The following is a 24,793-nucleotide window of genomic DNA, read 5'->3' as shown; positions in this document are numbered from 1 at the left end:
GCCAATCACCGGCACGACGGCGTCAACGGTTCCCGCACCCGGCAGGTCGGAAGAAAGTGCCACAACGCCGCAACGCGGCGGCAAGTCTGTTAGGGTTGCACCTAATGAATACCCTACCTGGCCTGCTGACCGCCCGGTCGGCACTGTTTCTCGACTTCGACGGCACCCTGGCAGAACTGGCCCCCCGACCTGACGCCGTGGTCATTCCTGGCGAGCTCCTGAGCCTGCTGGCGCGGCTCCATGCGCAGCTGGGTGGCGCTGTCGCGCTGATCACCGGCCGTGCGCAAGCCGACATCGAACCCCTGATCGCCCCCCTGCAGCTGCCAGCCGCCTACGAACATGGCGCGGTCCGGCATGCCGAATGGGGCGTGGTTTCACTGGCGCCTGAGCAAGCGCCCGACCTCACACCTGCACTGGCAGCCGCCCGCGCACTGGAGCAGAGGCATCCGGGTCTGCTGGTCGAACACAAGCACACCGCCATGGCGCTGCATTTCCGCCTCGCACCCGAACTGGAAGCCGAGTGCGTGGGCGCCATGCTCGATGCCGTGCGGGACAACCCCGGCCTGCAGCTGCTTCGCGGCAAGGCCGTGGTGGAAGTGAAGTCGGCCCGGGTCAACAAGGGACACGCCATCCAGGCCTTCATGGACGAGGCGCCGTTCCAGGGTCGAATTCCCCTGTTTGCCGGGGACGACGTGACCGACGAAGCCGGCTTCGAAGTGGTTCAGCGCCTGGGCGGTGCCGGCATCAAGGTCGGCGAGGGTCACAGCTGCGCCCTGCACCGCATCGCAGACCCCCAGGCGCTTCGCGCCTGGCTGGCAACCATCTCACCTGAAATCTCCTCCGCCCCATGAAAATGCCCAACCCTTCTGCCGCCCTGCCCCGTGGTTTCGCCCCTCCTGCGCCCGCCTCGCTGTCGCTGGGCATGGTGGGCAACTGCGCCTTCAGCGCACTGATCGACCCCCATGGGCGCGTGGTGTGGAGCTGCCTGCCCCGCTTCGACGGCGACCCGGTTTTCCATGCCCTGCTCGGCAGCACCGACGGTGCTGGCGCCTTCGCCATCGAGATCGAGAACCTGGCCGAGTCACGTCAGTACTACGCCCCCAACACCGCTGTGCTACACACCGAACTGTGGGACCGCGATGGCCAGGGGTTGCTGATCACCGATTTCGCGCCCCGCTTCCCTTCCCGCGGGCGCTTCTTCCGCCCGACCATGCTGGTGCGCCGGGTTCGCCCGCTCAAGGGCGCACCGCGCGTGCGGGTGCAGCTGACGCCGCGATTCCACTGGGGCGCTCAAACGCCCACAATCACCTCGGGCAGCAACCACATCCGGTATGTGGGCGACCAGCAGACCCTGCGCCTGCAGACCGACGCTTCGATTTCCCATGTGATCAGCCAGGAGCCTTTTTTACTCACCCGGGAGCAGAATTTTCTGCTCGGGCCCGACGAAACCCTGGCAGAAGGCGTGGGCGACACCGCCCGGCATTTTGAGCAGGAGACCCTGAGCTACTGGCGCGAGTGGACCCGCCGTCTGGCCTTGCCGCTGGAGTGGCAGGAGGCGGTGATCCGCGCGGCCATCACGCTCAAGCTGTCGGTGTTCGAAGACACGGGCGCCATCGTGGCGGCCATGACCACCAGCATCCCCGAAGCGCCGGGCACCCAGCGCAACTGGGACTACCGCTATTGCTGGCTGCGCGACGCTTTCTTTGTGGTGCGCGCGCTCAACAGCCTGGCCGAGGTCGGCACCATGGAAGACTACCTGGGCTGGCTGACCAACGCGGTGGTCGGCGCCAACGGCGGGCATGTGCAGCCGCTGTTCGGCATTGGCCTGGAGCGCGAGCTGCCCGAGCGTCTGTGCGAAAACCTGCCGGGCTACCGGGACATGGGGCCGGTGCGCGTGGGCAATCAGGCGCAGGAGCATTTTCAGCACGACGTCTACGGCAACATCGTGCTGGCGGCCGCACAGGCGTTTCACGACAAGCGCCTCCTGCACCCGGCGGGCCTGGCCGAGTTCGAGCGGCTTGAAGCCGTGGGCGAACAGGCGGTGCGCATTTTTGACCAGCCCGACGCCGGCATGTGGGAGCTGCGAACCCGCGCGCGGGTGCACACCAGTTCCGCGCTCATGTGCTGGGCCGCCTGCGACCGCCTGTCCAAGATTGCCCACACGCTGGAGCTGCCAGGCCGTGCGGCGCGCTGGCAACAGCATGCGACCCACATGCGCGAGCGCATCCTGAGCGAATCGTGGAACGAAGAGCGTCAGGCGTTTGCCGAGAGCTTTGGTGGTCGCGATCTGGACGCCAGCGTGTTGCTGATGGCCGAGGTCGGCATCATCGATCCCATGGACCCGCGCTTCATCGCCACCCTGAAGGCGCTGGAAGAACACCTATGCGACGGCCCCTACATGCGGCGTTATGAAGCACCCGACGATTTCGGCACGCCCGAGACAGCGTTCAACATCTGCACCTTCTGGCGCATCGACGCGCTGGCCCGCATTGGCCGTGTCGACGAGGCCCGTGCCATTTTTGAAACCATGCTGGCCGCGCGCAACCCGCTGGGCATGCTGTCGGAAGACACCCACGCCGTCACCGGCGAAATGTGGGGCAACTTTCCCCAGACCTATTCGATGGTGGGCATCATCAATGCGGCTGTGCGCCTGTCTGCGGCCTGGGACACGGTGATATGACGCTCCCCCCGATGCGCCTTCGGCGCCTCCCCCCAGGGGGCCGCACCCCCGGCCCGGCAAAGCCGGTTCCGCGGTGCGACTGGATGGAGGCACGTCGTTTGCCCCAGATGGTTTTCTGCAAACTGGAAGGTATCGGATGAGTCGCCTTGTTGTCGTTTCCAACCGCATCGCGGATCCTCGTAAACCGGCCTCGGGTGGGCTGGCGGTGGCGGTGGGGCAGGCGCTTGAGGCGTCGGGCGGGCTGTGGTTTGGCTGGAGCGGCAAGATTGTTGAAAACGGTACGCCCGGCGAGGGCGACCTGCATCTGCAGCAGGCGGGCAATGTGCAGCTGGCCACGGTGGACCTGAGTCGCGAGGACCACGACAGCTACTACCTCGGGTACAGCAACGGCGTGCTCTGGCCGGTGTTCCATTACCGGCTCGATCTGGCCGATTTTGATGCCGGCTACATCGGTGGCTACCGGCGGGTGAACCAGATGTTCGCCCACAAGCTGGCCAGCCTGCTCAAGCCCGACGACATCATCTGGGTACACGACTACCACCTGATACCGCTGGCCGCCGAGCTCCGCGCCATGGGCTGCAAGCAGCGCATGGGCTTCTTTCTGCACATTCCCGTGCCACCGCCGCTGATCCTGGCCGCCGTGCCCGCGCACGACTGGCTGATCCGGTCGCTTTTCGCCTACGACCTCGTGGGTCTGCAAAGCAATACCGATGTGTCGCACTTTTCCCGGTATGTGGGTACCGAGACCTCGGCCGACATCCTGGGCGAACACGAATTTCGCGCTTATGGCAAGACGCTGCAAGTACAGGCGTTTCCCATCGGCATCGACGTGGACGAATTCACCGCCCTGGGCGAAGGCAAGGACGCACAGGACATGTACGCCCAGATGCGCCGGGAGTATTCGCGCCGCCGGCTGCTGCTGGGTGTGGAGCGCATGGACTATTCCAAGGGCCTGCCTCAGCGCCTGAAAACCTTTCGGCAGTTGCTGCAGAGCTACCCGGAGAACGTTGGCAGCGCCACGCTGATCCAGATCGCTTCACCCAGCCGCGAATCGGTCGACGCCTACGCTGCGTTGAAGCAGGAACTGGAGAGCCTGTGCGGCTCCATCAACGGCGATTTCGGCGAGCTCGACTGGATGCCGGTGCGCTACATTCACCGCAACGTAGCCCGCAAGCGCCTGCCGGGCCTGTACCGCGCAGCCAGCGTCGCATTGGTCACGCCCCTGCGCGATGGCATGAACCTCGTGGCCAAGGAGTTCGTGGCCGCGCAAGACCCGGAAGACCCCGGCGTGCTGGTGTTGTCGCGCTTCGCCGGTGCTGCAGAACAACTGCCGGAAGCCCTGCTGGTCAATCCTTACGACACGCTGCGCACCGCCGAGACCATTCAGCGCGCGCTGCAGATGCCGTTGGACGAACGCCAGCGCCGCCACCAGGCGCTGCTGGCCCGCATTCGCGAACACGACGTGTACTGGTGGCGCCACCAGTTTCTGGCCGCACTCGCGGCCATTCCCGCACCCTGACCAACCTAGAAACGGCAGTTGACCGCGCCAAATTCCGCTGGAAATTCCCGTGAATACTGAGGATCTTGGCCACGAAGTGCTTCACCACATGGCTGAGGGCGCTACAGGCCCGATTGAGCCGCCAGGGAGCGCGCTGGCTGCAGCCGACCTTGCGCAGGGCCGCCCCAAGCAAGGTCAGCCCCCTCTGGGGGCAGCGACCCGCGCAGCGGCGGAGCGTGGGGGGCCGCTACTCCTCCTTGCGGGCAGGCGCCCGCTGCGTCGTCGCGCCTTGCCAGCACGCTCCCTGACAGCCCACTCGGGCCCGTCCAACTACCGTATCTAGGTTCCCATCAGCGGGCGCTGGCTGCAAAGCCGGCGCCCGCTTTGCTTTTTTGGCTTCAAGAAAGGAAAGTGAATGAACCAGAACTTCATCGACATCGCCGCCCGTTGGTGGGAGAGCATGGGTGGCGCGGCTGCCAGCCTGACGCGCATCACTTTCATCGTTCTGGGCGCCTGGTTGCTGGTGACGGTGCTGCAGCGCACCGTCCGCACGCTGCGCGACCGCATTGCATCCCGTCTGGACGACGCGGAATCGGCCAAACGTGCCGAAACCCTGAGCCGGGTGTTCCGCTACCTGGTGGCGGTGGTGATCAGCCTGATTGCAGGCATGCTGGTGCTCGCCGAACTGGGCGTTTCCGTGGCGCCGATTCTGGGTGCGGCCGGCGTGGTCGGTCTGGCCGTGGGCTTTGGCGCTCAGAGCCTCGTGAAAGACTTCTTCACCGGCTTCTTCATCTTGCTGGAGAACCAGATCCGCCAGGGCGACGTGGTGCAACTGGGCGACCACTCGGGTGTGGTGGAAGGGATCAACCTGCGTTTTGTGCAGCTGCGCGACTACGACGGCAATGTGCACTACGTGCCCAACGGCCACATCACCACCGTGATCAACATGACGCGCGGCTTCAGCCACGCGGTGATGGACATCGGCGTGGCATACCGCGAAAACGTGGACGACGTGATGGCAGTGATGCGGGAGGTGGCCTCGCAGATGCGCGATCACCCCGATTTCCAGCCCAGGATCACGAACGATCTCGAGATCGCCGGCGTGAACAGCTGGGGCGACTCGGCCGTGGTGATCCGCTGCCGCTTCCGCACCTTGCCCATGGAGCAATGGGGCGTGCGGCGTGAGTACCTGCGGCGGCTCAAGGCCGCTTTCGACACCAAAGGCATCGAGATTCCCTACCCGCACCTGACGGTGTACGCCGGGCAGGACAAGGCAGGCAAGGCGCCTGCCTTTCCTCTGCAACAAATGGCCCAAGCGTGACCCGCCGAACGTCAAGGAGCTCTTTCACGAAGTACTGGAAAAACCGCCCGGTCTGTGCCACCATGCGGCGATTCAGGAGCCTGCCATGACCGCTCGCAACCCACTCAACCGCTCATTGGCCGACGGCATCCAGCATGTGGGATTTCGCAAGTGGTACGAACGCGAGCTGCTCTCCAGCCACGCACACATGGCGCTGGCCCTGCTCGCCGCCGTGGCCATGATGGCCAGCTTCGAGGCCTTTCATGGCGCCAGCACCGGCGAAAAGGTCCTGAACACGGGCTTCGTGGTGGTCTGCGCCGCCATCACGCTCTGGGCGATGCGCCGCTACCTCTACCTGCTGATGCACGCAGAAGAAATGGCCAACCAGGCCAACTGCGGGCAATGCAAGGCCTATGGCCTGCTGACGCTGCAGGAAGAGACCACCCGGCTGCGCCCTGCCCCGCGCATGGTGCCGGTGTGCTGCAAACGCTGCGGCTTTCGGTGGAACCTGGAGGAGGACTGAAACACCCCCGTCGCTTGCTCGCTGCGCGTAGCCGCCTCCCCCCTCAAGGGGGCGATACCAGTCGTCCGGCAAAGCCGGCCCGACGGTATCTCTTGATTGAGACACATCGATCCGGAAGGGGTTTGGGTCCATCCTCGAAGACGCCGGTGCGTGAGGGCGACCCCGATCCGGCGCCGGGCCGCTCCAAGCCGGATCAGCCCCCTCGGGGGCAGCGACCCGCGCAGCGGCGGAGCGTGGGGGCGAACAGTCCCTGCGGCGAAGCGTGGGGGTAACGGGCCAGCCCTCGGGCCACCCCCAAGGCAGGCCCAGCCCCCTCGGGGGGCAGCGACCCGCGTAGCGGCGGAGCGTGGGGGCAACAGATTCGGCGCCGGGCCGCCCCAAGCCGGATCAGCCCCCTCGGGGGGCAGCGACCCGCGCAGCGGTGGAGCGTGGGGGTAACATTCACCGTATGGCACACCTCTTGATCGTTGAAGACGACGAACTCCTGCGAGACGGGCTCAGCGCCCAGTTGATGCAGGCCGGTCACCGCATCACGCTGGCTGAAGACGGCCAGATCGCGCTGGAGCGGCTGAAAGCCGACAGCTTTGATGGCGTGGTGCTCGATCTGGGCCTGCCCAAGGTCGATGGGCTGAACGTGTTGCGGAGCTTGCGCGAACGTTCGCCCGCCTTGCCCGTGCTGGTGCTCACGGCCCGCGATGGCGTGGAAGACCGGGTGGCCGGCCTCAACGCCGGTGCCGACGACTACCTGACCAAACCCTTCAGCCTCGAAGAATTGCAGGCCCGCCTGCAAGCATTGCTGCGCCGCGCCAACCTGCCCGCCCCGGGCGCGTCGCCGGCAGGCCAAACCACCGCGCTGGCACTGCGTCTGGAGGCCCACCCGCCGCGCGTCTGGCTCGGCACCGAAGCGGTGGATCTGACCCTGCGCGAATGGACCTTGCTGGACTTGCTGATGCGGCACACCGGGCAGGTGGTCAGTCGGGAGGACGTGCTCGCGGCCTGGCAAGCCGAACCTGGCGACAACGGCGGCGTGGCCTCGAACGCGCTGGAGGTGTATGTGCACAGGCTGCGTCGCAAACTGGCCAGCGCCCCGCTGAACATCCGCAACATCCGGGGGCTGGGCTACATGCTGGAGGCGTCCGGCGCATGAGTGGGCGGCCGGCCTCACGACCAGGGCAAGGCGCACACCTCAGCGATACCCGTCGGTATCGCGCGGATGTGCAACGCAGTCATCGGCGTGAAGGCGCATTTTTGTGTTTCGAAATCTCTGAGTTGGCGTACTAGCATGAGCAGCACGCCATCCCGTCAGTCGCTGCGCCGCCAGTTGCTGCTGTGGCTGCTGCTGCCGCAACTGGTGCTGTGGGCCGGTGGCGGTCTGTTGACCCACCGCATTGCCCTGAGCTACGCTGAAAAGGGCATTGATCAGTCGCTCACGCAATCGGTGCGCGCGCTCTCGCGCCAGGTCAAGCCGATCGGCTCTGGCCTGTTGATCGATTTTCCGCGTGCCGCGCAGGACGTGCTGGAACAGGATCCGGACGACCGGGTGAGCTATACCGTGTCGTCGCCGCCGGGTCAGTTCCTGCTCGGCAACCAGAACCTGCCCCAACCCGACCAGAACCCCGCGGTGTTTGGCGAGCCGCTCCTGTACGGCGGAAAGCTGGACGGCCAACCGCTGCGCATCGTGGCACTGGATGTGCAGTATGGCGACGCCGATGCACCACAGACCTTGCGCGTGCAGGTGGGCAAGGGCACAGCGGTACAGCAGCGCATCGCACGCGAACTGGTGGCCGATCTGCTCGCACCTCTGCTGGCCATCGGTGTGCTGCTCAGCCTGCTGGTGTACGGCGGCATCCGCCGCGGCCTGGCGCCACTGACGCGCCTGACGGACCAATTGGAGAACCGCTCCATCAACGCGCTGCAACCCATCGGCATGACGCAGGCACCCAGCGAGGTGCATGCCCTGGTGCAGGCGGTGAACGGCCTGCTGGCCGAGGTGGAGCGCAGCGTGCGCCAGGAAAAGCGCTTCATCAACGACGCCGCCCACCAGTTGCGCACGCCGCTGGCCGGCCTGATCAGCCAGGTGGAGCTGGCCCAGCGCGAAACCGCTGACCCGGTACTGGGTGCGCGCCTGAACAAGGTGCTCACGGGTGCCGAACGCAGCGCCCACCTGGTGCACCAGTTGCTGACCCTGGCCCGCACCGAAAGCACCGCCCGACGCGAACCGCTCGACCTCGCCGCACTGGCGCGCGAGGTGGCGCGCGACTGGACCCCGAAAGCGGTGATCGCCGGCATCGATCTGGGCTATGAAGGTGCCGAGCGGCGCGAGATCGAGGGCGATGCGCTGCAGCTGCGCGAGGCCATGAGCAACCTGATCGACAACGCGCTGCGCTACACGCCCGCCGGCAGCACCGTGACCTTGAGGGTCGAGCCGCACGGGACGCTCACCCACCTGGTGGTGGAAGACAACGGTCCCGGCCTCGGTGCCAACGACATCTCCCACGTGTTCCAGCGCTTCTGGCGCGCCAGCGACCAGCCCGGCGGCTGCGGCCTGGGCCTGGCCATCGTGCGCGAAATCGCGCGCCGCCATGGGGGCGATGCGAAGGTGGAACGCGTGTTGCCGCAGGGTCTGAGGGTCGTGCTCACCCTGGGCTGAAACAGCAGCCAGCGCTAAGCACGGAAACGCCCTTTCCGGAGCGAAGGGCCTCCCTCCAGCGACACCCAGGATCCGGCTTCGCCGGTCCGAAGGTGTGCCCCCTTGAGGGGGTCGAGCGAAGCTCGGCGGGGGTGGTTCTAGCCGAACACCGAATCACTCTCCGCATGAGCGCTGCCCACAAACACCCGCAGCAGCGTCACTCCACCTTCCTGCGCCCAGAGCCGTCCCTGAATGGTGAACTGCCGCCCACCCAGGCGAAACTCGTCGCCCATGGCCGGTGGCACGCCGTGACCTTGCCAGAAGTCGGGCACGGTGTACGCGCCGCGCCGGATCCAGGCCTGGTCTTCAGGGCTGAAAACCAGAACAACGCGCAACTGAGGGGTGGTCATGCTGTCTCCTTGGGTCTAGGACCGTGAAGAGAGCTTAGCGCAAGGGTCTGACGATTTGTTGGGCTGTTACCTGCGGCGTTGCGCGCCGGTCACGCCTTGCAGCGCCTGCGCTGGCCTTCGCGCCGTCAGGCCGCAGCAGCGATGCGCAAGCCAGACACCGGGTCGAACCAGTTCACGTGATCGGCCTGAATGTCCAGACCCACCCGGTCACCGGGTTCGACACGCACCTGCGGCGCGGTGCGCACGGTCACGTCGCCGGCGGCGGTCTGCACCACCACGAAGGTGTCGGCCCCGGTGGGTTCGACCACGCTCACCTCGCCCCGCCAGGGCGCACCGTCGTCAAACACGATATGTTCGGGCCGCAGACCCATCAGGGCGCTGCTGTTGGCAGCGGCAGGGCACGCCAGCGGCAGGTCGGCCCCTGTGATGGTGAAACCCCGCCCGGCGGCGGCCACAGTGCGACCGGGCACCAGATTCATGGTGGGCGAGCCGATAAAGGTGGCCACATAGGTGTTGGCCGGGCGGTTGTAGATGTCGTCCGGCGTGCCGAGCTGCTGCAGGATGCCGTCTTTCATGACCGCGATGCGGCTGCCCAGCGTCATGGCTTCGATCTGGTCGTGCGTCACATAGACACTGGTGATGCCGCTGAGCTGGTGCAGGCGCTTGATTTCCGCACGCATCTCCACGCGCAGCTTGGCGTCCAGGTTCGACAGCGGCTCATCGAAAAGGAACAGCTGCGGCTGGCGCGCCAGCGCCCGACCCATGGCCACGCGCTGGCGCTGACCACCGGAGAGCTGGCTGGGCCGGCGGTCGAGCAGGTGCTCGATCTGCAGCATGGCCGCCACTTCGCCGATGCGCTTGACCCGCTCGGCCTTGGGCACCTTGCGCATCTCCAGTGCGAAGCCAATGTTGTCGGCCACGCTCATGGTGGGGTAGAGGGCGTAGCTCTGAAACACCATGGCGATGTCGCGCTGGGCCGGTGGCACGCCCACCACGTCGCGCCCGCCGATGCGGATGGCGCCTTCGGTGGGTTCTTCCAAGCCAGCGATGATGCTCAGCAGCGTGGACTTGCCGCAGCCCGAAGGCCCGACGAGGATGAGGAATTCACCGGGCGCGACGTCGATGTCGATCTTCTTCAGGACCTCAACGGCCTTGTCGCCCTTGCCGAAGCACTTGCGCACGCCCTGGATGTGGAGTTCGGATGCCATGTCAAACCTCTGGATGAACCGCCGCCACGGGCAGTGAAGAAAAGATGAAATGCGCTGCCATGTCGGTCAACCTTTGACCGCGCCTGCCGTGAGGCCACGCACGAAGTAGCGCCCGGCCAGCACGTACACCGCCACCGTGGGCAACGCGGCAATCAGGGCGCCGGCCATGTCCACGTTGTAGGCCTTGACGCTGCTGGTGGTGTTGGCCAGGTTGTTCAGGCCCACGGTCACCGGTTTGGAATCGGCGCCGCTGAAGGCCACGCCGAACAGGAAATCGTTCCAGATCTGGGTGAACTGCCAGATCAGCGTGACCATCACGATGGGCGTGGACATGGGCACGATGATGCGCAGGAAGATCTGCCAGAAGCCGGCGCCGTCGAGCCGCGCGGCGTTCAGCAGTTCGCCCGGCACGGCGGCGTAGTAGTTGCGGAAGAACAGCGTGGTGCTGGGCAGGCCGGCCAGGCAGTGCACCAGCACCAGCCCGCCGATGCTGCTGGAAATGCCCAGCCAGCCCAGCACCTGGCTCATGGGCAGCAGCACCACCTGGAACGGCATGAACACGCCGAACAGCAACAGGCCGAAGAAGGTTTCGCTGCCCCGGAACTTCCACAGACTGAGCACGTAGCCGTTCACGGCGCCCCAGGCGGTGGAGATCAGCACCGCCGGCACCGCCATCCACACCGAGTTCCAGAAGAAGGGTTGCAGACCCCGGCAGTCTGCACCCGTGCAGGCGGTGGACCAGGCCTCACGCCAGGCGGAGAAGTTGAGACTGCCCGGCAGGCTCAGCAGGTTGCCGTTGCGGATCTCGTCGGCGTCTTTCAACGAAGTGGCGACCATCACGTACAGCGGGGCCAGGAAGAAGGCCGCGCCGATCAGCAGGGTGGCCATCAAGGCAAAGCGGCCGAAGTTGAAGCGTGGGCCGTTCATGGCTTTTTCCTGAGTTCGCTGTAGAGATACGGCACCACAATGGCCGCGACCGTGGCCAGCATGATGGTGGCGCTGGCCGCGCCCAGACCGATCTGGCCGCGGCTGAAGCTCATGGCATACATGAAGGTGGCGGGCACATCGGTGGCGTAGCCTGGACCACCGGCGGTCAACGCCATCACCAGGTCAAAGCTCTTGATGGACAGATGCGCCAGCACCATCAGCGTGGAGAAAAACACCGGCCGCATGGCCGGCAGTACGATGCGCCAGTAGATGCGCGGCAACGAGGCACCGTCGATCTGCGCGGCCTTGATGATGCTGTCGTCGATGCCGCGCAAGCCCGCGAGGAACAGCGCCATGGTGAAGCCGGCCGACTGCCACACGCCGGCAATGACCACGCAGTAGATGGCCATGTCGGACTGCACCAGCCAGTCGAAGGTGAAGCTGGTCCAGCCCATGTCCTGCACCAGTTTCTGCAAGCCATCACTGGGGTTGAGAATCCATTTCCAGGCCGTGCCGGTCACCACGAAGGACAGGGCCATGGGGTAGAGGTAGATGGTGCGGATGAAGCCTTCGCCGCGCACCTTCTGATCGAGCAGGATCGCCAGGAAAATGCCCAGCGCCATCGACAGGCCCACGTACAGGAAGCCGAAGATCGCGAGGTTCTTCAGCGCCACCCACCAGCGGTCCATCTCGAACAGACGTTCGTACTGCGCAAGGCCGACGAACTCGTAGTTCGGCAGCATGCGCGAAACGGAAACGGAGAGCACGCCGTTCCATACCATGAAGCCGTAGATGAATGCCAGCCCCAGGATGAAGGCAGGCGCCAGCACCAGCTTGGGCAGCAGTTGTTCGAGTTTGTTCATGAGGGCTTCTCAGTCGCGGCGCTTCGTGCAGAAGCAGGCGCCCCGGTGAAACGTTTCACCAGGGCGCTTTCCGGGCGCGGGGGCTTACTGGTTGCGGGCAGCGGAAGCGATGCTCTTCACGCCTTCGTCGATGCTCATGCGGTCGTTGTTCCAGAACTGGCTGACCGCGTCCTTGATGGCACCTTCAGCGGCGGGGCTGATGGCCATGCCGTGGGCCACCGACGGCACCAGGCCGCCGGTCTTGGCGGTGTCGACGAAGTCCTTGCTGGAGAGCTTGGCGCAATCGTCGAACTTGTCCATGGACATGTTCAGGCGCACCGGGATGGAGCCCTTGTTCAGGTTGAACACTTCCTGGAACGGCGGGCTCATGATGGCGGCGGCCAGGTCGGCCTGTGCCTTCTGTGCGCCGGCGTCCTTCAGCTTGTACATGGCAAAGGAGTCCACGTTGAAGGTGAAGGCGTTGGCGGTGCCCGGTGCGGCGGCGCACAGGAAGTCCTTGCCCGGCACCTTGCCGGCGGCCATGAACTCGCCCTTGGCCCAGTCACCCATGAACTGGAAGCCGGCCTTGCCCTGCATCACCATGGCGGTGGCCAGGTTCCAGTCGCGGCCGGGAGCCGACGCGTCGGTGTAGCCCTTGATCTTGCGGAAGGCTTCCAGCGACTTCTTCATGGTGTCGCTGGTGAGCGCCTTCTGGTCGAGCTTGACCAATGCGTCCTGATAGAACTTCGCACCCCCCACGCCCAGCACCACCGATTCGAAGGTGGTGAAGTCCTGCCAGTTCTGGCCACCATGGGCCACGGGGATCAGGCCGGCGGCCTTGATCTTGTCGGCTGCGGCAAAAAACTCGTCCAGCGTCTTGGGCATGCCCGCCACACCGGCTTTCTTGAGCACTTCGGGGCTGGCCCAGATCCAGTTCACGCGGTGCACATTCACCGGCGCGGCCACGTAATTGCCCTTGTATTTCATGACGTTGGCCACCACGCCAGGCAGCACCTCGTCCCACTTCTCGGCCTTGGCCACCGTATCCAGGTTGGCCAGCACGCCTTCAGCGGCCCATTCCTGGATGGCCGGGCCCTTGATTTGGGCGGCCGCTGGCGGGTTGCCTGAAACCACGCGGCTCTTGAGCACGGTCATGGCGTTGTCACCGCCGCCACCGGCCACGGCGAAGTCCTTCCAGGTGTGTCCCTTGGACTGCATCATGGAGCGCAGCTCGCCTGCGGATTTGGCTTCGCCACCGGAGGTCCAGTAGTGCAGCACTTCGACTTCGCCAGCGATCGCGCTGGACATGGTGAACGCGACCGTAGCGGCGCACAGCAGGGAATTGAGTTTCATGAACAAGTCTCCGTGGGGGCCTTTGGCCCGGTTTTGGTTGTCCCGACGCACCTCACGTCGAGATCGTTCATTTTTCATTAATTAATTAACAAGATGAATCGGTGAATACCCTCATTTACCACCCCCTGTCAGGCGCGCCCGGCCGTCGACAGTGTCAGCGTCGCTCGTCGAGCGCCCGCGCCGCACCCATCAGTGCCGGTGACTGACGGGAAGTGATCACCCACACAGGAATGGCTTGCAGGTAGCCCTGGAACCGGCCCTTGGTTTCGAAGCGTTCGCGAAACGGAGAGGTGTGGAACCACTCGCCCAGGCGCGGCACGATGCCGCCACCGATGTACACACCACCCCGCGCGCCCAGCGTGAGCGCCAGGTTGCCGGCCACCGACCCCAGCAGGGCGCAGAAAATGTTCAGCGCTTCCAGCGCCTGAGGCTGGCCAGCTTCCAGCGCGGCCTCGGTCACGTCGGCGGCGTCCACCACCGAGCCCATGGTCACGCCGTCGGCCTCGCACAACAGGCTGAAGGTGTCGAGCAGACCTTGCCCGCTGGTGACGCGTTCGGCCGAGGCATGGCCATAGCGGCGCACCAGACCGTCCATCACCACGCGTTCGCGTGGCGTGCTGGCCGGCAGGGTCACGTGGCCGCCCTCGCCTTCGAGCGGCACCCAGCCACCTCGACCATCGGGCAGCAGCCCGGAGACGCCCAGGCCGGTGCCAGCGCCCACCAGGCCGATGGCCATGCCAGCCTTCGCTGAACCGCCGCCCACCTGCACCAGCTCTTCGGCCGGTAGATCGGGCAAGGCCAGGGCCAGGGCGGTGAAATCGTTGAGCAAGCGCCAGGTCTCGAAGCCGAACTCGGCCTTCACCTCGCTTTGTGAAAACGACCAGTGGTGGTTGGTCATGCGGACCTGGTCGCCGGTGATGGGGTTGGCAATGGCGATCGCCACCGCCTGCGGCGTGCCGCGTCCCAGCCCTTGCAGGTAGGTGTGCATGGCGTCCTGCAGCCGGGGGTGTTCGGCCGCCGGGATCACGCGAACATCGGTGATGGGGGCTCCGGGCCCACCCTGCCAGGCGAAGCGCGCGTTGGTGCCACCGACGTCGGCGAGCAACCGGGCGTTCACCAGGGGCGGGCGAGGTTCTTGGGGCGAGACAGGAGGGGATGCAGACGACATGAAATCGCGGGGTTCAGGTGACCAGATACGGGGGACGGCCAGAGTGGAACGGGGTATGTCGCCATTGTCGGCCGAATGCAGATGGGGAAAGAAAAAAAAGGGAGCGACCGCTCGCGCGGATCGCTCCCTGCTCAATGCAAACCTTGGAACACAGGGGAAAAATCAGAACGCGTAGTTGATGCGCACGCGCGCAGCCAGTTGGTTGTCGGTGCCGGTACCGCCCTTGGCGTAGCTCAGCGCCGGGGTGATGAAGGCGCCCTTCACACCCATCAGCGGGAATGAGTAGGCGGCGTACACCGTGGTGGCCTTCTGGGCGGCGGTGGCACCCTTGCCGTGCACCACGCCGAAGCCGGCGGCACCGAAAATGGCGTTCACGCCCACGGATTTGTCGTCACCGCGCTTGGCGAAGCTGGTGTGCAGCACGGCGTCCTTGCTGAACTGGTAACTGGCGGAAACGCCGGCGCCGTTTTCGTGGTCGTCCTGGCCAACGATCTTGACCGCTTCCACACCCGCGCGCAGCGTCAATGGGCCGGCGGTGTAGGCCACGGCCGGACGGAAACCCTTGGCCAGACCGGCCTCCTTGGTCTGCACCAGGCCGAGCTCAATGCGCAGGCTTTCACCGGCATTGATGCCCACGGCACCATGGAACACGTCGCTGCCAAAACGGCCGCGCAGGAACTGAGCGCGGTAGGCCTCATAACCCCCGACGTTGGTTTCGACCATCACGTCCTTGCCCAGCGGAAAAAGGTCCATGGCTTCGAAGCGGCCGAGCTTGAAGTCGGCACCGGCATTACCGAACTGCACCCACATGTCGTCAACAGCGGCGCCGCCGTCCTTCTTGGTCAGCAGGCTGGCGCGGGCTTTCACGAAAGCGCCACTGTTCGACACGGGCGTGGTGGCGTTGATTTCGATGCGGCCACCCAGGGTGAGATCGCTTTCGCGGGCATTGGCGGCCGGTGCGTCGATCTCGTTGAAATAGGTGGTGTCGAGCTCCAGGTTGGCATCCCATGCCACTTGGGCTTGAGCAAGAGAGGCGCAGGAAAGAGCGGCCGCGATGGCCAGGGCGGAAGTGGAACGGTTCATGGGAAAGGTCTCCGTGTTGTGGGTTCAGTCGCGTGCCTGGCGCCAGCCTGAAGCCAGGCGGCACCGGCAAACGAGCCGTCTTGTGCCGTCCGCCACGCGAAAAGCGAGGTCGATCGGCCTGCGCATTGAACCGTTACCCCACGAAGACAGACCGCAGGGTTTTCCCGTAACTCGATTACATAGGTCGCCCTTTAACTTTTAATTAATAACTGTAATTTATGTATTAACCATTTGAATTTATTGAATTTTTCAGTTACGTACCAGTAACGTAATCACTTCATCTGAAAACTGAACTTTTGATGCGCAGGCGCAACAAAAGCCGCCTCGCCCACACCGTCAGGCCTGCCAGCGATCGGGAACCGAGCGAAATGCGCCGCGCTGTTGGGCGACGCTCATGCGCAGAAGGCCCGAGCCTTCAGCGGCGATGGGATCGGGCCCAGCGAACGATGTCTGCGGCCCCCATCGCGCCGGGTTGGCGAGCCACTTCACGCCCATCCACGAACAGCGCCAGAGTGGGGATGCTGCGGATCTGCAACCGCGACGCCAGGGCTTGCGCCTCTTCGGTGTTGACCTTGACCAGCCGCATTCCGGGCTCAAGCTGAGCCGCTGCCTGCTCGAAGGCTGGCGCCATCATGCGGCAGGGGCCACACCAGGGCGCCCAGAAATCCACCAGCACCGGCACCTGCGAGCGGGCAATGTGTTTGTCAAAGGCCGCTTCGTCCAGCGCGACCGGGTGGCCGGTGAACAAAGGCCGGTGGCATTTGCCGCAATCCGGCGCCTGGGCCAGCGCGGCGGTGGCCACGCGGTTGGTGGTGTGGCAGTGGGGGCAGACGATGTGCAGGGGTTCAGTGGACATGGATGGACCTCAGTGGTTTGCACGCCAGATGCGGGCCCGATCCATGGATTTCAAGACACCCTATGGGGTATCTGAATTTCTGCGGAGCGTCACCGCATGCTTCAGCGAAACCGGGCACAAACCGCGTGGTTCCGGTAACGGTTGGTCTGGCACTCCGTCCAGAGGCAGCGTTCGCGCTGGAAGAAGCCCAGGTTGGAGCAAGGCTCGCGCGGCGGCACCCGCGAGACCAGCGGGGGTCTGTCCACCAGGGAAGGCAGAGCCTCTTCGGCGGGAGGAACCTCGCTCATCGACAGGGCCGCTGTGGCTGTCGGGCTTGAAGGGAGAGCCTCTTCGGCGGGAGGTTTCTCGCTCGCGGTCTCGGTGACCACCAGGATTGCCGATCCGGTGGGCTTGTCTGGCTGGCCCATCTGGAGTCCAAGCAACCCGACCACACCGATCACCAGCACCCAGATCAAGCCGGCAGGGCGTGAGCGCAAAGTCGCGGGCACCCGCTCCCACAGCCGCATGAATCTGCCATCCATCCGCTGCGTGCGCTCGAAGCCAGAAGGGGCACGGGTCGGGTCAGCAAAAAAGGCCTGCGTGGGCGCCGTCAGACTGATATCGACCTGCGCAGGAAAAGAACGGGGTGGCGAGCACGCATCCACCTGGCCGGCGAGCTGTGCCGGCTTGACCGTTGCCAGCAGATTCGCCAAGGTTGAATGGCTGTCCGCAGCAACCCAGTCGCGCAGTTCCGAGGGCGCACCGGGTGTGTGCCCCTGCCCGCCCAACGCCGCATCGGCACCGGCAGCGGCCAACGCCTGACGCAAATGTGTCACCGTCGGGAAGCGCAGCGACCGGTCCTTCTCCAGGGCCTGCTGCACAACACATTCCAGCTCGGCGGTCACGTTTGGCGACAGGTCCGAGGCCCTGGGCGTGGCCTGATTCAGGATGTTCTGGGTGATTTCGACAAACTGCGTCCCACCAAACGGTGGGCGGCCGGTCAACAGCTCAAACAGCAGAACCCCACAGGCGAAAACATCGCATCGCCCGTCCAGCGGCTCGCCCCTGAGTTGTTCCGGCGCCATGTAGCGGGGTGTACCGATCAGCTGCCCTTCGACCAACGTGGCCTGTGTGCCCTCCGGGTCGAGCATTTTGGCGATGCCGAAGTCGGTCAGTTTCACGTTGCCCTGGTTGTCCACCAGGATGTTCTCCGGCTTGATGTCCCGGTGCAGCACGTGGTGCTCGTGCGCGTGCTCCAGCGCCGCCAGGACCCCGTCGATCAGGTGCACGACCCCGGGGACTGAAAAGCGGACACCATGATTCAGGCACTGCCGCAGGTTCAGCCCGTGCACGCATTCCATCACCATGTAGGCGCCCTGGTCGCTTCGCCCCACGTCGTAGACAGCCACGATGCCGGGATGACGCAAGCGGGCCACCGAGCGCGACTCGACCACGAAGCGCCGTTCCTGCGCCTGCACAGCCTCTGCGGACATGCCCGACGTGCGAAGGGTCTTGATGGCAACCACCCGCCCAAGATCCGGGTCATAGGCTCGCACCACAACACCCATGGCACCATCGCCCAGGAGGTCGAGAACGACGTACCGGCCTATCTGTTCGGAAGACATAAGAAGAAAAACACCTCGGGTGACTGTCTGAATAACAGCGCAACCCTACTTCAACCGAAACGGGGAAACGGCCCTCTGGCGCCAGGTCGAGCGATCAAATTGCCAGAAATATCACGGACTGCCGCTGTTCCCGAAAGGGTTTTGCCCCCGGGAGCAGCGGCTGAGCGGTTTTCGGGTGTGAGCGAAAGGCTCTCAGTCTCTCAGATGAGCTGGGAGATCAGACTGGCCAAAAAGCTCAGCAAAATGGTGGTGGTGATGGGGAGGAACCACTCGCGGCCAAACACCTTGAACCGGAAATCACCCGGCAACTTGCCAAAGCCCAGCTTGTGCAGCAGCGGCGTGAACCAGCTGATCAGCAGCAAGGCCAGAAAGATGACGATCATCCAGCGGATCATGGTCGGCTCGCCTTCACAACCTGTGGGTCCGGTCGCCCGCGCTGAAGCCGACAGGAACCCAGCCTTCCCCGCTTTGCGCAGGCGCCAGGGCCAGCACCTTGAACAGCTCCCCCATCTCGTGCTCGTTCACCAGCTTGCCCAGCATGGCGTTCTCCTTGGCGCCCACGCCCTGGGCCACGTCCATCAAGCCGGCATTGATGAGAAAGCGCCCTTGCGAAGTGAAACCCAATACACCCAGGCCCGCGTCCTGCGCGGCCAGGGCCACGCCAGTGAAATTCACGTGCGCGGTGATGTCCTTTTCGCCCACGTCGGCCAGCGGATCATCGTCGCTGCGGTGGGCGCGGTGGCAGATCAGCGTGCCCATGTGGCGCTGGGGGTGGTAGTACTCGGCTTCCGGGAAACCGTAGTCGAAGAAAAACCCGGCCCCTTTGCGCCAGCGGTCTGCCAGGGTGCGCACAAACGCCTCGGCCTGTGGGTGGATCTCGGTGAGGTAGTCGTGCGGGCCTTCGATGTCGACCGGGGGGCGCAGGTCGCTGGGGCGGTCCACCCACACCAGCGCACCCGCTGCATCCAGCCCCACGCCCCGTTCGTGCCACACGCCATCGGCCTGTCCACCTCTGCGGTACAGCAGCTGCACCGGCATGGCGTCCAGCACCTCGTTGCCCAGCACCACGCCTTCAAACGCGTCAGGCAAGGCATCGGCCCAGCTCACCACCCCAGCATGGGCAGCCAGCGTGGCCTGCTGGCGCTGGCGCAAGCTGCCCGACACATCCACGATGGTGTAACGCCGCAGAGCGCGGCCCTGCGCCGCCAATGTATCCAGCACCTGAAGCGCCAGCGCGCCGGTGCCGGCACCAAATTCCCAGACCTCTTCGGTGCCCGTGGCCTCCAGCGCCTGCACCACCTGGCGGGCCACCGTGTGGCCGAACAGCGGGGAGAGTTCTGGCGCGGTGACAAAGTCGCTGCCTTGCCCATCGACCCCTGAGGGCAGACGGCCGAATTTGGGCAAGGCATTGGCGTAGTAGCCCAGCCCCGGTTCGTACAGCGCCATGGCCATGAAACGATCAAACGGCAGCCAACCACCCGACGCGCGGATGGCCTCGTGCAACCGCTGGCGCAGGGCGCTCGTTAAACTTGCCGGCTCGTTCACAGATTCGGTTCTCACCCGTCGATTGTCCTTCATGCCCCTTGCCCCTCTCCCCGATCCAACCCCTGCGCGGACTGCGCTGGTCACCGGCGCCGGCAAACGCCTGGGGCGGGAGATCGCGTTGCGGCTGGCACGCGACGGCTGGAACGTGGCGGTGCACCACCGCCATTCGGCCTCTGAGGCGCAGCAGACCGTCACCGATTGCGACGCTCTCACCGGCCGCACCGGCAGCGCCGCCGCCTTCTTTGCCGACCTGGGTGATGAAGCCAGCGTGCGCGGCCTGCTGCCGGCGGTGGTGGCGCGCTTTGGCGCCGTGGACGCCGTGGTCAACAGCGCTTCCACCTTTGAACACGACAGCGCCGCCAGCTTTAGCTTCGAAGCCATGGACACCCACCTGCGCGCCAACACCGGCGCCGCCGTGTTGCTGGCGCAGGCCCTGCATGCACACCTGGCGTCGCGCGACGGCGAGGGCGCGGTGGTCAACCTGCTCGACCAGAAGCTCTGGAACATGAACCCGGACTTCTTCAGCTACACCCTGTCAAAGGCGGCCCTGGAAGCCGCCAACACCATGTTGGCGCTGGCGCTTGCACCGTGCGTGCGCGTGGTAGGTGTGGCCCCCGGCCTCACCCTCACCAGCCACATGCTCAGCGAAGAGAAGTTCGCTGAGCTGCACAGCCAGTCTCCGCTGGGACACTCGTCCACAGCGCAGGACGTGGCGGCCACCGTGGCCTTCGCGCTGGACAACCGCTCCATCACCGGCACCACCCTGCTGGTGGACGGCGGCCAGCATCTTATGCGCTTCGAGCGCGACTTTTCGCTGATGTGATCTGCCCACTGCCATGAACGCCCACCTTGCCGGCACACAAATCCTTACCCTCACCGGCCTGCGCTTCAACGCCAACCTGGGCATCCTGGAGCAGGAAAAGCTGGCGCCTCAACCGATCCAGGTCGACGCCGAACTCAACCAGGGCACCCAGCCCCTGCAACCGCACGACGACGACATCAGCCACGTGCTCGACTACCGCAAGGTGCGCCAGATCATCATCGACGAGTGCACCGCCGAACACGTCAACCTGCTGGAGAGCCTGATCGGCAAACTCACCCACCGCCTCATGCAACTGCCCGGCGTGATCGGCGTGCGCGTGAAGATCGCCAAGCTGGCCATCTTTGAAGACTGCGAGGTGGCGATCCGGATGGAGAGTGGGCGCTGGTGAGCCATGGTCGAAACCGACGCCTCTGCGTGGCGTGGTATCGACCAAGATCCAGGGGCCCATCGTTCTTGCAGCAGCACCTGCGAATCAGCTGCCGCCGCGCGGCGGCCATGGCAAAGGCGATGAACCACTGACGCTCGACCCTGAACACCTGTTCCAATGCGATTGCAGTGACAGAAGGAACACCCGACTGGCCAGGGCGCGGCGCTGGCGTTGTTCGCGTGGTGCCCCGTCCAGGTGTGCGCCTGATCGCAGGGCCTCGCGCGTGTCGACCAGTTCCTGATGCAGCGCGGCAGTGGCCGCTTGAGCGAAGTGGAGGCAGGTGGCCATGATCGCTCTGCCCCGCTCAGACTGCGACTTCCGGTGTTGGCATCTGCGGTGAACGCGGTGGATCGGTCGGCTTGGGCTCACTGCCCATCACGTTGTACCAGTCGAGCTTGCGGGTGGCGACCATGATGGCGGCGAGCACGCCAAAGAGCAGCAGCGAGCCCATCATGAGCGCGTTGTCTTCGGAGATCAGGATGCCGTAGAGCACGCCGTACAGGGCCACGAGCATGCCGCTCACGCCCAGGCTGGGCCGCCAGCCGCCGAGCATGTGACGCAGGTAGTGGCCCATCAGCCCGATGCAGGCCAGGCTGGCGAGCAGGTAGGCCCAGATGAAGTCGAGGTGTTCCGACAGAGAAAGCAGCAACAGGAAGAACAGCACCAGCGCGGCGCCGATCATCAGGTACTGCATGGGGTGGATGCGCCAGCGCTTGACCATCTCCAGCACGAAGAAGGCGGCGAAGGTCAACACGATGAACATCATCGCGTACTTGGTGGCGCGCTCAGTGAGGCGGTATACGTCCACCGGGTTGTCGAGCGATACCGAGAAGCTGTCAATGCCGGCGCGCTCCTTGCCGGCCGAGAGAAACTGTTGCTGAGCCTGGGTGGAAAGTGATGGCACGCTCCAGTTGGCTTCGAAGCCCCGGGAAGACACCGTGCGGCTGCGCGGCAGAAAGTCGCCACCAAAGCTCGGGTGCGGCCAGGGCGAGGTCAGCGTCACCTTGTTGTCGTCGGCCAGCGGCACGAAGCCGATGCGACCCGTGCCTGCCAGGTCCATGCCGAGCGTGAAGTCCAGGGTGGCACCGGGCTGCAGCCAACTGGCATCCACCGGGGCGGCCAGTGGCAAGGGCAATTGCTCGGCGGCCGGGGACGCGGTGACGGCCAGCGCCTTGCCGTCCAGGGCGAGTTCGGGTCGGCCCTGCAGGCCGCGCAGGTCGCTCACGCCCAGCGTCAGCCGGGGTTGCCCGAGCGTGATCTGGCCACCTTTCTCGCGCGGCGCCACGCCGGTCCAGACAAAGCGCCCGGTGCTGTCATGGCGGCTGTTGTAGACCGTGACCGGGAAGATGCCGCGCCAGCGCGTTTCGGTGGTGAGGCGGCTGCGGGTGTCCATGGTGGACGGGAACACAGTCACCACGCGTGTTTCCTTGACGGTCTCTTCGCGCTTGGTGTTCTTCTCGACATCAACGACCAGCGTGCGCGTGTAGGTCTCGGTGTAGGGCACGTGCAGCACGGGGCCGGTCAGGGTCTGGCTGCCCGAATGGGCGCGCGCCACTTCCTGGGTGGCCGCGCGCCGGTTCATGCTGCGCTCCTGGATCACGTCGCGGACCATCATCAGAGGAATGGACAACAGGAGCATCAGAAAACCGATGACCAGCGTCTTGCTCAGCAGGGGGTATTTGTTCACTTCTCACTCCGTTGTTGGGAACGGAACGATTCTTGAAAACGGGTGTGCGGTGCTCGCGCGACCCGTGTGAAGCGAATGTGAAATCAGGCCGGCAGTCGCCAGGTGGCCAGGCAGCCGCGCGGCCCTTCGACGTTGTCCACGCGGACCTGGCCGCCGTGCAGGTCGCTCACCTCTTTCACCAGGCACAGGCCCAGACCGGAGCTTCTTTCCTCGGCCTCGCCGCGCGGCAATGAATAGAAGCGCTCGAAAATCTTGCCGGCTGCGTAGTCGGGCACACCCGGCCCCTCGTCGCGCACCGACCACTCCACACCACCGCTGGCCTGCCCCAGGCGCAGCGTGAGCGCACCGCCCGGGGGCGAGAAGTCGATGGCGTTGTCCAGCAGGTTCTGCAGCGCCTGTGCGATCAGGAAGCGGTTGCCCTGCACCACCATGCCCTCGCCCAATTGGTCCACCACGCGAAGCCCTTTGCGCCGGGTGCGGGGCTCGGCCGTGTGCAGCAGCTCGCGCGTGAGGGCGGAGAGGTCCACGCTTTCCACCTCGCGCAGCTGGCGCATCTGCTCCACGTCGGCCAGGCCGAGCAGCTTGTCGATCAGTTGCTGCAGACGCTCGGTCTGGCGCTGGATGTTGGCGGCGAAGCGTTCGCGCTCGGCCTCGGGCAGCGGCTCCTGCAGCAATTCGGCCGCGCCGCGGATGGCCGCCAGCGGGCTTTTGAGCTCGTGCGTGAGGGTGTGCACATAGTTCTCGACGTAGGCCTTGTCTTCGAGCTTGAGGCGCATGCGCTCGACCGCCTGGGCCAGGTCGCTGAACTCGGTGTTGCCGGAGAGGCGGCCCATGCGTGGCAGCTCGGCGCGCTCGCCGCGCGCCACCGCGTTGGCGTAGCCGCGCAGGCGCGAGAGCGAGCTGGCCATCCACCAGGTGAACAACAGGCCGACCAGCAGCGAGATGCCCAGCAGGCCCCAGGACCAGTTGAGGATGCGGTCGCGGCTGCGCTGGATGTAGGGCTCCAGCGTCTGGTTGGGCCGCGAGACGGTGAGCACGCCGATGATCCGCTCGCCATCGCGGATGGGCGCGGCCACGTGCATCACCGTCTGGTCGGCGTCGTAGGGACTTTCGCCGCTGGAACGTGCGCCGTACTCGCCGCGCAGGGTCCTGTACACGTCGTTCCAGCGCGAATGGTCCTTGCCCAGGTCCTGCCCGCGGCTGTCGAACACGACGATGCCGCGCTCGTCGGTGACGGTGATGCGGGTGTGTATGCGGTCCTTCTGGAAACCCCAGATCGAGGCATTGGGCCTGAGCGCGGGCAGCGCCGACATCGCCTGCGCGAAGCCACCGCTGGCGATCACCCCGGCTTTCATGTCGGGCGCAGCGAGCTGGGCAAAGCCATAGGCCGCGTCCACCAGGCTGTCCTCCATGGCCAGGCGAGTGCCGGGTTTCACCTCTTCGAGAAAGATGCTCAGTACCACGAACAGCGCCAGACCCAGGATCAGGAAGAAGCCAAGCAGGAGTCGAAGGCCGATGCGCATGTCAGAGCTGTAGCGAATAGCCCATGTGGCGGTGGGTCTGGATCAGATCGGCCGACACGCCGCGCTCGCGAAGCTTGGCGCGCAGCAGTTTGATGTGGGCATCCACCGTGCGCTCCGAGGTGTCCAGCGCCTCGGCCCACACCAGGTCCATGAGTTCGGCGCGCGAGAAGATGCGCTGCGGGCGCTTGAGCAGCGTGGCCAACAGCAGGTATTCGTAGCGCGTGAGCGAAAGCCAATCGCCACCGCAGCGGATGCGCTGCGCCGCCTCGTCGAGCTGCAGCGCCGCCGCGGGCGCGGCGGCAGCCCCGGCGTCGCGCCCGGGCGCGCTGCGCCGCAGGATGGCGCGCACGCGGGCACAGACCTCGCGTGGTGAGAAGGGTTTGCTCACGTAATCGTCGGCGCCGAGTTCGAGGCCCAGGATGCGGTCGATTTCCTCGTTGCGCGCGGTCAGAAAAACGATGGGCAGGTCACTGGTCTTGCGGATCGCTCGGCACACATCGAAGCCATTGCCATCCGGCACGCCCACGTCGAGGATGGCGAGGTCGGGTGGCTCGCTGTGCAGCGCCTGCAGCGCCTCGCTGACCAGGCGCGCATGACGCACCTCGAACCCCTCGCTGCGCAACACGTAGAGCAGCGTGTCGGCAATCGCCTGTTCGTCTTCCAGCAATAGGATGCGCTTGCGCATGGGGATCACCGTGGGGTTCGGG

The 24,793-nt window shown here is 65.5% G+C and carries 24 protein-coding genes; 9 read left to right on the top strand and 15 right to left on the bottom strand.

Going from position 1 to position 24,793, the window contains the following annotated elements:
* Nucleotides 1-104: 104 nt before the first annotated feature.
* The 7 genes from otsB (at nt 105) to J2W49_RS19550 (ending at nt 8,651) form a co-directional block, all read left to right on the top strand.
* Nucleotides 105-851, top strand: coding sequence for a trehalose-phosphatase (gene otsB / locus J2W49_RS19580; RefSeq protein ID WP_310320261.1), 747 nt, complete (start codon nt 105-107; stop codon nt 849-851).
* 2 nt (nt 852-853) lie between these two features.
* On the top strand, nt 854-2,680 hold the full coding sequence (locus J2W49_RS19575; protein WP_405001056.1) for a glycoside hydrolase family 15 protein: 1,827 nt from the start codon (nt 854-856) through the stop codon (nt 2,678-2,680).
* A 136-nt stretch (nt 2,681-2,816) separates the two neighbouring features.
* Nucleotides 2,817-4,199 carry an alpha,alpha-trehalose-phosphate synthase (UDP-forming) gene (gene otsA / locus J2W49_RS19570; RefSeq protein ID WP_310320258.1) on the top strand — a complete coding sequence of 461 codons (1,383 nt, stop codon included), beginning with the start codon at nt 2,817-2,819 and terminating at the stop codon, nt 4,197-4,199.
* 394 nt (nt 4,200-4,593) lie between these two features.
* Complete coding sequence (locus J2W49_RS19565; RefSeq protein ID WP_310320256.1) at nt 4,594-5,499, top strand: mechanosensitive ion channel family protein; 906 nt, start codon at nt 4,594-4,596, stop codon at nt 5,497-5,499.
* Between the two features lie 85 nt (nt 5,500-5,584).
* Nucleotides 5,585-6,001: a hypothetical protein gene (locus tag J2W49_RS19560; protein WP_310320254.1), complete on the top strand. Its 417-nt coding sequence runs from the start codon at nt 5,585-5,587 to the stop codon at nt 5,999-6,001.
* A 448-nt stretch (nt 6,002-6,449) separates the two neighbouring features.
* Nucleotides 6,450-7,148, top strand: a complete 699-nt coding sequence (locus tag J2W49_RS19555) for a response regulator transcription factor (RefSeq protein WP_310320252.1) — start codon at nt 6,450-6,452, stop codon at nt 7,146-7,148.
* Nucleotides 7,149-7,283: 135 nt separating this feature from the next.
* Nucleotides 7,284-8,651, top strand: a complete 1,368-nt coding sequence (locus J2W49_RS19550) for a sensor histidine kinase (RefSeq protein WP_310320250.1) — start codon at nt 7,284-7,286, stop codon at nt 8,649-8,651.
* 137 nt (nt 8,652-8,788) lie between these two features.
* Here the strand turns inward: J2W49_RS19550 and J2W49_RS19545 are convergent, their stop codons facing one another.
* The 11 genes from J2W49_RS19545 to J2W49_RS19495 form a co-directional block, all read right to left on the bottom strand.
* Nucleotides 8,789-9,040 (bottom strand): hypothetical protein, encoded by a 252-nt coding sequence (locus J2W49_RS19545; RefSeq protein ID WP_310320248.1) that lies wholly within the window; start codon nt 9,038-9,040, stop codon nt 8,789-8,791.
* Between the two features lie 125 nt (nt 9,041-9,165).
* Nucleotides 9,166-10,248 carry an ABC transporter ATP-binding protein gene (locus J2W49_RS19540; protein WP_310320244.1) on the bottom strand — a complete coding sequence of 361 codons (1,083 nt, stop codon included), beginning with the start codon at nt 10,246-10,248 and terminating at the stop codon, nt 9,166-9,168.
* Between the two features lie 66 nt (nt 10,249-10,314).
* Nucleotides 10,315-11,175, bottom strand: coding sequence for a carbohydrate ABC transporter permease (locus J2W49_RS19535; RefSeq protein WP_405001054.1), 861 nt, complete (start codon nt 11,173-11,175; stop codon nt 10,315-10,317).
* Nucleotides 11,172-12,038 carry a carbohydrate ABC transporter permease gene (locus J2W49_RS19530; protein ID WP_310320242.1) on the bottom strand — a complete coding sequence of 289 codons (867 nt, stop codon included), beginning with the start codon at nt 12,036-12,038 and terminating at the stop codon, nt 11,172-11,174. The genes J2W49_RS19535 and J2W49_RS19530 overlap by 4 nt, the downstream gene beginning before the upstream one ends.
* An 84-nt stretch (nt 12,039-12,122) precedes the next feature.
* Nucleotides 12,123-13,370, bottom strand: coding sequence for an ABC transporter substrate-binding protein (locus tag J2W49_RS19525; protein ID WP_310320240.1), 1,248 nt, complete (start codon nt 13,368-13,370; stop codon nt 12,123-12,125).
* Between the two features lie 154 nt (nt 13,371-13,524).
* Entirely contained in the window at nt 13,525-14,538 is a 1,014-nt protein-coding gene (glk, locus tag J2W49_RS19520; protein ID WP_310320238.1) for a glucokinase, read from the bottom strand.
* Nucleotides 14,539-14,700: 162 nt separating this feature from the next.
* On the bottom strand, nt 14,701-15,621 hold the full coding sequence (locus tag J2W49_RS19515; RefSeq protein ID WP_310320236.1) for a carbohydrate porin: 921 nt from the start codon (nt 15,619-15,621) through the stop codon (nt 14,701-14,703).
* A 415-nt stretch (nt 15,622-16,036) separates the two neighbouring features.
* Nucleotides 16,037-16,477 (bottom strand): thioredoxin TrxC, encoded by a 441-nt coding sequence (gene trxC, locus J2W49_RS19510; RefSeq protein WP_310320234.1) that lies wholly within the window; start codon nt 16,475-16,477, stop codon nt 16,037-16,039.
* Nucleotides 16,478-16,578: 101 nt separating this feature from the next.
* Nucleotides 16,579-18,081, bottom strand: coding sequence for a serine/threonine protein kinase (locus tag J2W49_RS19505; RefSeq protein WP_310320232.1), 1,503 nt, complete (start codon nt 18,079-18,081; stop codon nt 16,579-16,581).
* 200 nt (nt 18,082-18,281) lie between these two features.
* Nucleotides 18,282-18,476 (bottom strand): DUF2905 domain-containing protein, encoded by a 195-nt coding sequence (locus J2W49_RS19500; RefSeq protein ID WP_310320230.1) that lies wholly within the window; start codon nt 18,474-18,476, stop codon nt 18,282-18,284.
* 13 nt (nt 18,477-18,489) lie between these two features.
* Nucleotides 18,490-19,659, bottom strand: a complete 1,170-nt coding sequence (locus J2W49_RS19495) for a class I SAM-dependent methyltransferase (RefSeq protein WP_310320228.1) — start codon at nt 19,657-19,659, stop codon at nt 18,490-18,492.
* On the opposite strand from J2W49_RS19495, the gene J2W49_RS19490 reads away from it, so the two are divergent.
* Together J2W49_RS19490 and J2W49_RS19485 are read left to right on the top strand one after the other, a co-directional pair.
* Nucleotides 19,658-20,449, top strand: a complete 792-nt coding sequence (locus J2W49_RS19490; RefSeq protein ID WP_310320226.1) for an SDR family oxidoreductase — start codon at nt 19,658-19,660, stop codon at nt 20,447-20,449. The two genes, J2W49_RS19495 and J2W49_RS19490, sit on opposite strands and share 2 nt — an antisense overlap.
* A gap of 13 nt (nt 20,450-20,462) precedes the next feature.
* Nucleotides 20,463-20,837, top strand: coding sequence for a dihydroneopterin aldolase (locus J2W49_RS19485; RefSeq protein ID WP_310320224.1), 375 nt, complete (start codon nt 20,463-20,465; stop codon nt 20,835-20,837).
* Between the two features lie 84 nt (nt 20,838-20,921).
* On the opposite strand, the gene J2W49_RS19480 is transcribed toward J2W49_RS19485, so the two are convergent.
* The 4 genes from J2W49_RS19480 to creB form a co-directional block, all read right to left on the bottom strand.
* A complete protein-coding gene (locus J2W49_RS19480; protein WP_310320222.1) occupies nt 20,922-21,164 on the bottom strand; it encodes a hypothetical protein in 243 nt (80 codons plus the stop codon).
* Nucleotides 21,165-21,180: 16 nt separating this feature from the next.
* On the bottom strand, nt 21,181-22,563 hold the full coding sequence (creD, locus tag J2W49_RS19475) for a cell envelope integrity protein CreD (RefSeq protein WP_310320220.1): 1,383 nt from the start codon (nt 22,561-22,563) through the stop codon (nt 21,181-21,183).
* Between the two features lie 83 nt (nt 22,564-22,646).
* A complete protein-coding gene (gene creC, locus J2W49_RS19470; protein ID WP_310320218.1) occupies nt 22,647-24,086 on the bottom strand; it encodes a two-component system sensor histidine kinase CreC in 1,440 nt (479 codons plus the stop codon).
* A gap of 1 nt (nt 24,087) precedes the next feature.
* Nucleotides 24,088-24,771 carry a two-component system response regulator CreB gene (creB, locus tag J2W49_RS19465; RefSeq protein ID WP_310320216.1) on the bottom strand — a complete coding sequence of 228 codons (684 nt, stop codon included), beginning with the start codon at nt 24,769-24,771 and terminating at the stop codon, nt 24,088-24,090.
* Nucleotides 24,772-24,793: the final 22 nt, after the last annotated feature.

Source organism: Hydrogenophaga palleronii, assembly GCF_031457455.1.
In the GTDB taxonomy this organism is placed as follows: domain Bacteria; phylum Pseudomonadota; class Gammaproteobacteria; order Burkholderiales; family Burkholderiaceae_C; genus Hydrogenophaga; species Hydrogenophaga palleronii_A.
This window is presented reverse-complemented; position numbering and strand designations above follow the sequence as displayed.

Bases quoted from the DNA above. Each gene is read 5' to 3' on its own strand.
- trxC (WP_310320234.1), bottom strand. From the start codon at position 16,477: ATGTCCACTGAACCCCTGCACATCGTCTGCCCCCACTGCCACACCACC.
- J2W49_RS19515 (WP_310320236.1), bottom strand. From the start codon at position 15,621: ATGAACCGTTCCACTTCCGCCCTGGCCATCGCGGCCGCTCTTTCCTGC.
- J2W49_RS19490 (WP_310320226.1), top strand. From the start codon at position 19,658: ATGCCCCTTGCCCCTCTCCCCGATCCAACCCCTGCGCGGACTGCGCTG.
- otsA (WP_310320258.1), top strand. From the start codon at position 2,817: ATGAGTCGCCTTGTTGTCGTTTCCAACCGCATCGCGGATCCTCGTAAA.
- creC (WP_310320218.1), bottom strand. From the start codon at position 24,086: ATGCGCATCGGCCTTCGACTCCTGCTTGGCTTCTTCCTGATCCTGGGT.
- J2W49_RS19555 (WP_310320252.1), top strand. From the start codon at position 6,450: ATGGCACACCTCTTGATCGTTGAAGACGACGAACTCCTGCGAGACGGG.
- J2W49_RS19545 (WP_310320248.1), bottom strand. From the start codon at position 9,040: ATGACCACCCCTCAGTTGCGCGTTGTTCTGGTTTTCAGCCCTGAAGAC.
- J2W49_RS19495 (WP_310320228.1), bottom strand. From the start codon at position 19,659: ATGAAGGACAATCGACGGGTGAGAACCGAATCTGTGAACGAGCCGGCA.
- J2W49_RS19505 (WP_310320232.1), bottom strand. From the start codon at position 18,081: ATGTCTTCCGAACAGATAGGCCGGTACGTCGTTCTCGACCTCCTGGGC.
- J2W49_RS19540 (WP_310320244.1), bottom strand. From the start codon at position 10,248: ATGGCATCCGAACTCCACATCCAGGGCGTGCGCAAGTGCTTCGGCAAG.
- J2W49_RS19480 (WP_310320222.1), bottom strand. From the start codon at position 21,164: ATGGCCACCTGCCTCCACTTCGCTCAAGCGGCCACTGCCGCGCTGCAT.
- J2W49_RS19535 (WP_405001054.1), bottom strand. From the start codon at position 11,175: ATGAACGGCCCACGCTTCAACTTCGGCCGCTTTGCCTTGATGGCCACC.
- creB (WP_310320216.1), bottom strand. From the start codon at position 24,771: ATGCGCAAGCGCATCCTATTGCTGGAAGACGAACAGGCGATTGCCGAC.
- J2W49_RS19530 (WP_310320242.1), bottom strand. From the start codon at position 12,038: ATGAACAAACTCGAACAACTGCTGCCCAAGCTGGTGCTGGCGCCTGCC.
- J2W49_RS19565 (WP_310320256.1), top strand. From the start codon at position 4,594: ATGAACCAGAACTTCATCGACATCGCCGCCCGTTGGTGGGAGAGCATG.
- otsB (WP_310320261.1), top strand. From the start codon at position 105: ATGAATACCCTACCTGGCCTGCTGACCGCCCGGTCGGCACTGTTTCTC.
- J2W49_RS19500 (WP_310320230.1), bottom strand. From the start codon at position 18,476: ATGATCCGCTGGATGATCGTCATCTTTCTGGCCTTGCTGCTGATCAGC.
- J2W49_RS19560 (WP_310320254.1), top strand. From the start codon at position 5,585: ATGACCGCTCGCAACCCACTCAACCGCTCATTGGCCGACGGCATCCAG.
- J2W49_RS19550 (WP_310320250.1), top strand. From the start codon at position 7,284: ATGAGCAGCACGCCATCCCGTCAGTCGCTGCGCCGCCAGTTGCTGCTG.
- J2W49_RS19525 (WP_310320240.1), bottom strand. From the start codon at position 13,370: ATGAAACTCAATTCCCTGCTGTGCGCCGCTACGGTCGCGTTCACCATG.
- J2W49_RS19485 (WP_310320224.1), top strand. From the start codon at position 20,463: ATGAACGCCCACCTTGCCGGCACACAAATCCTTACCCTCACCGGCCTG.
- J2W49_RS19575 (WP_405001056.1), top strand. From the start codon at position 854: ATGCCCAACCCTTCTGCCGCCCTGCCCCGTGGTTTCGCCCCTCCTGCG.
- glk (WP_310320238.1), bottom strand. From the start codon at position 14,538: ATGTCGTCTGCATCCCCTCCTGTCTCGCCCCAAGAACCTCGCCCGCCC.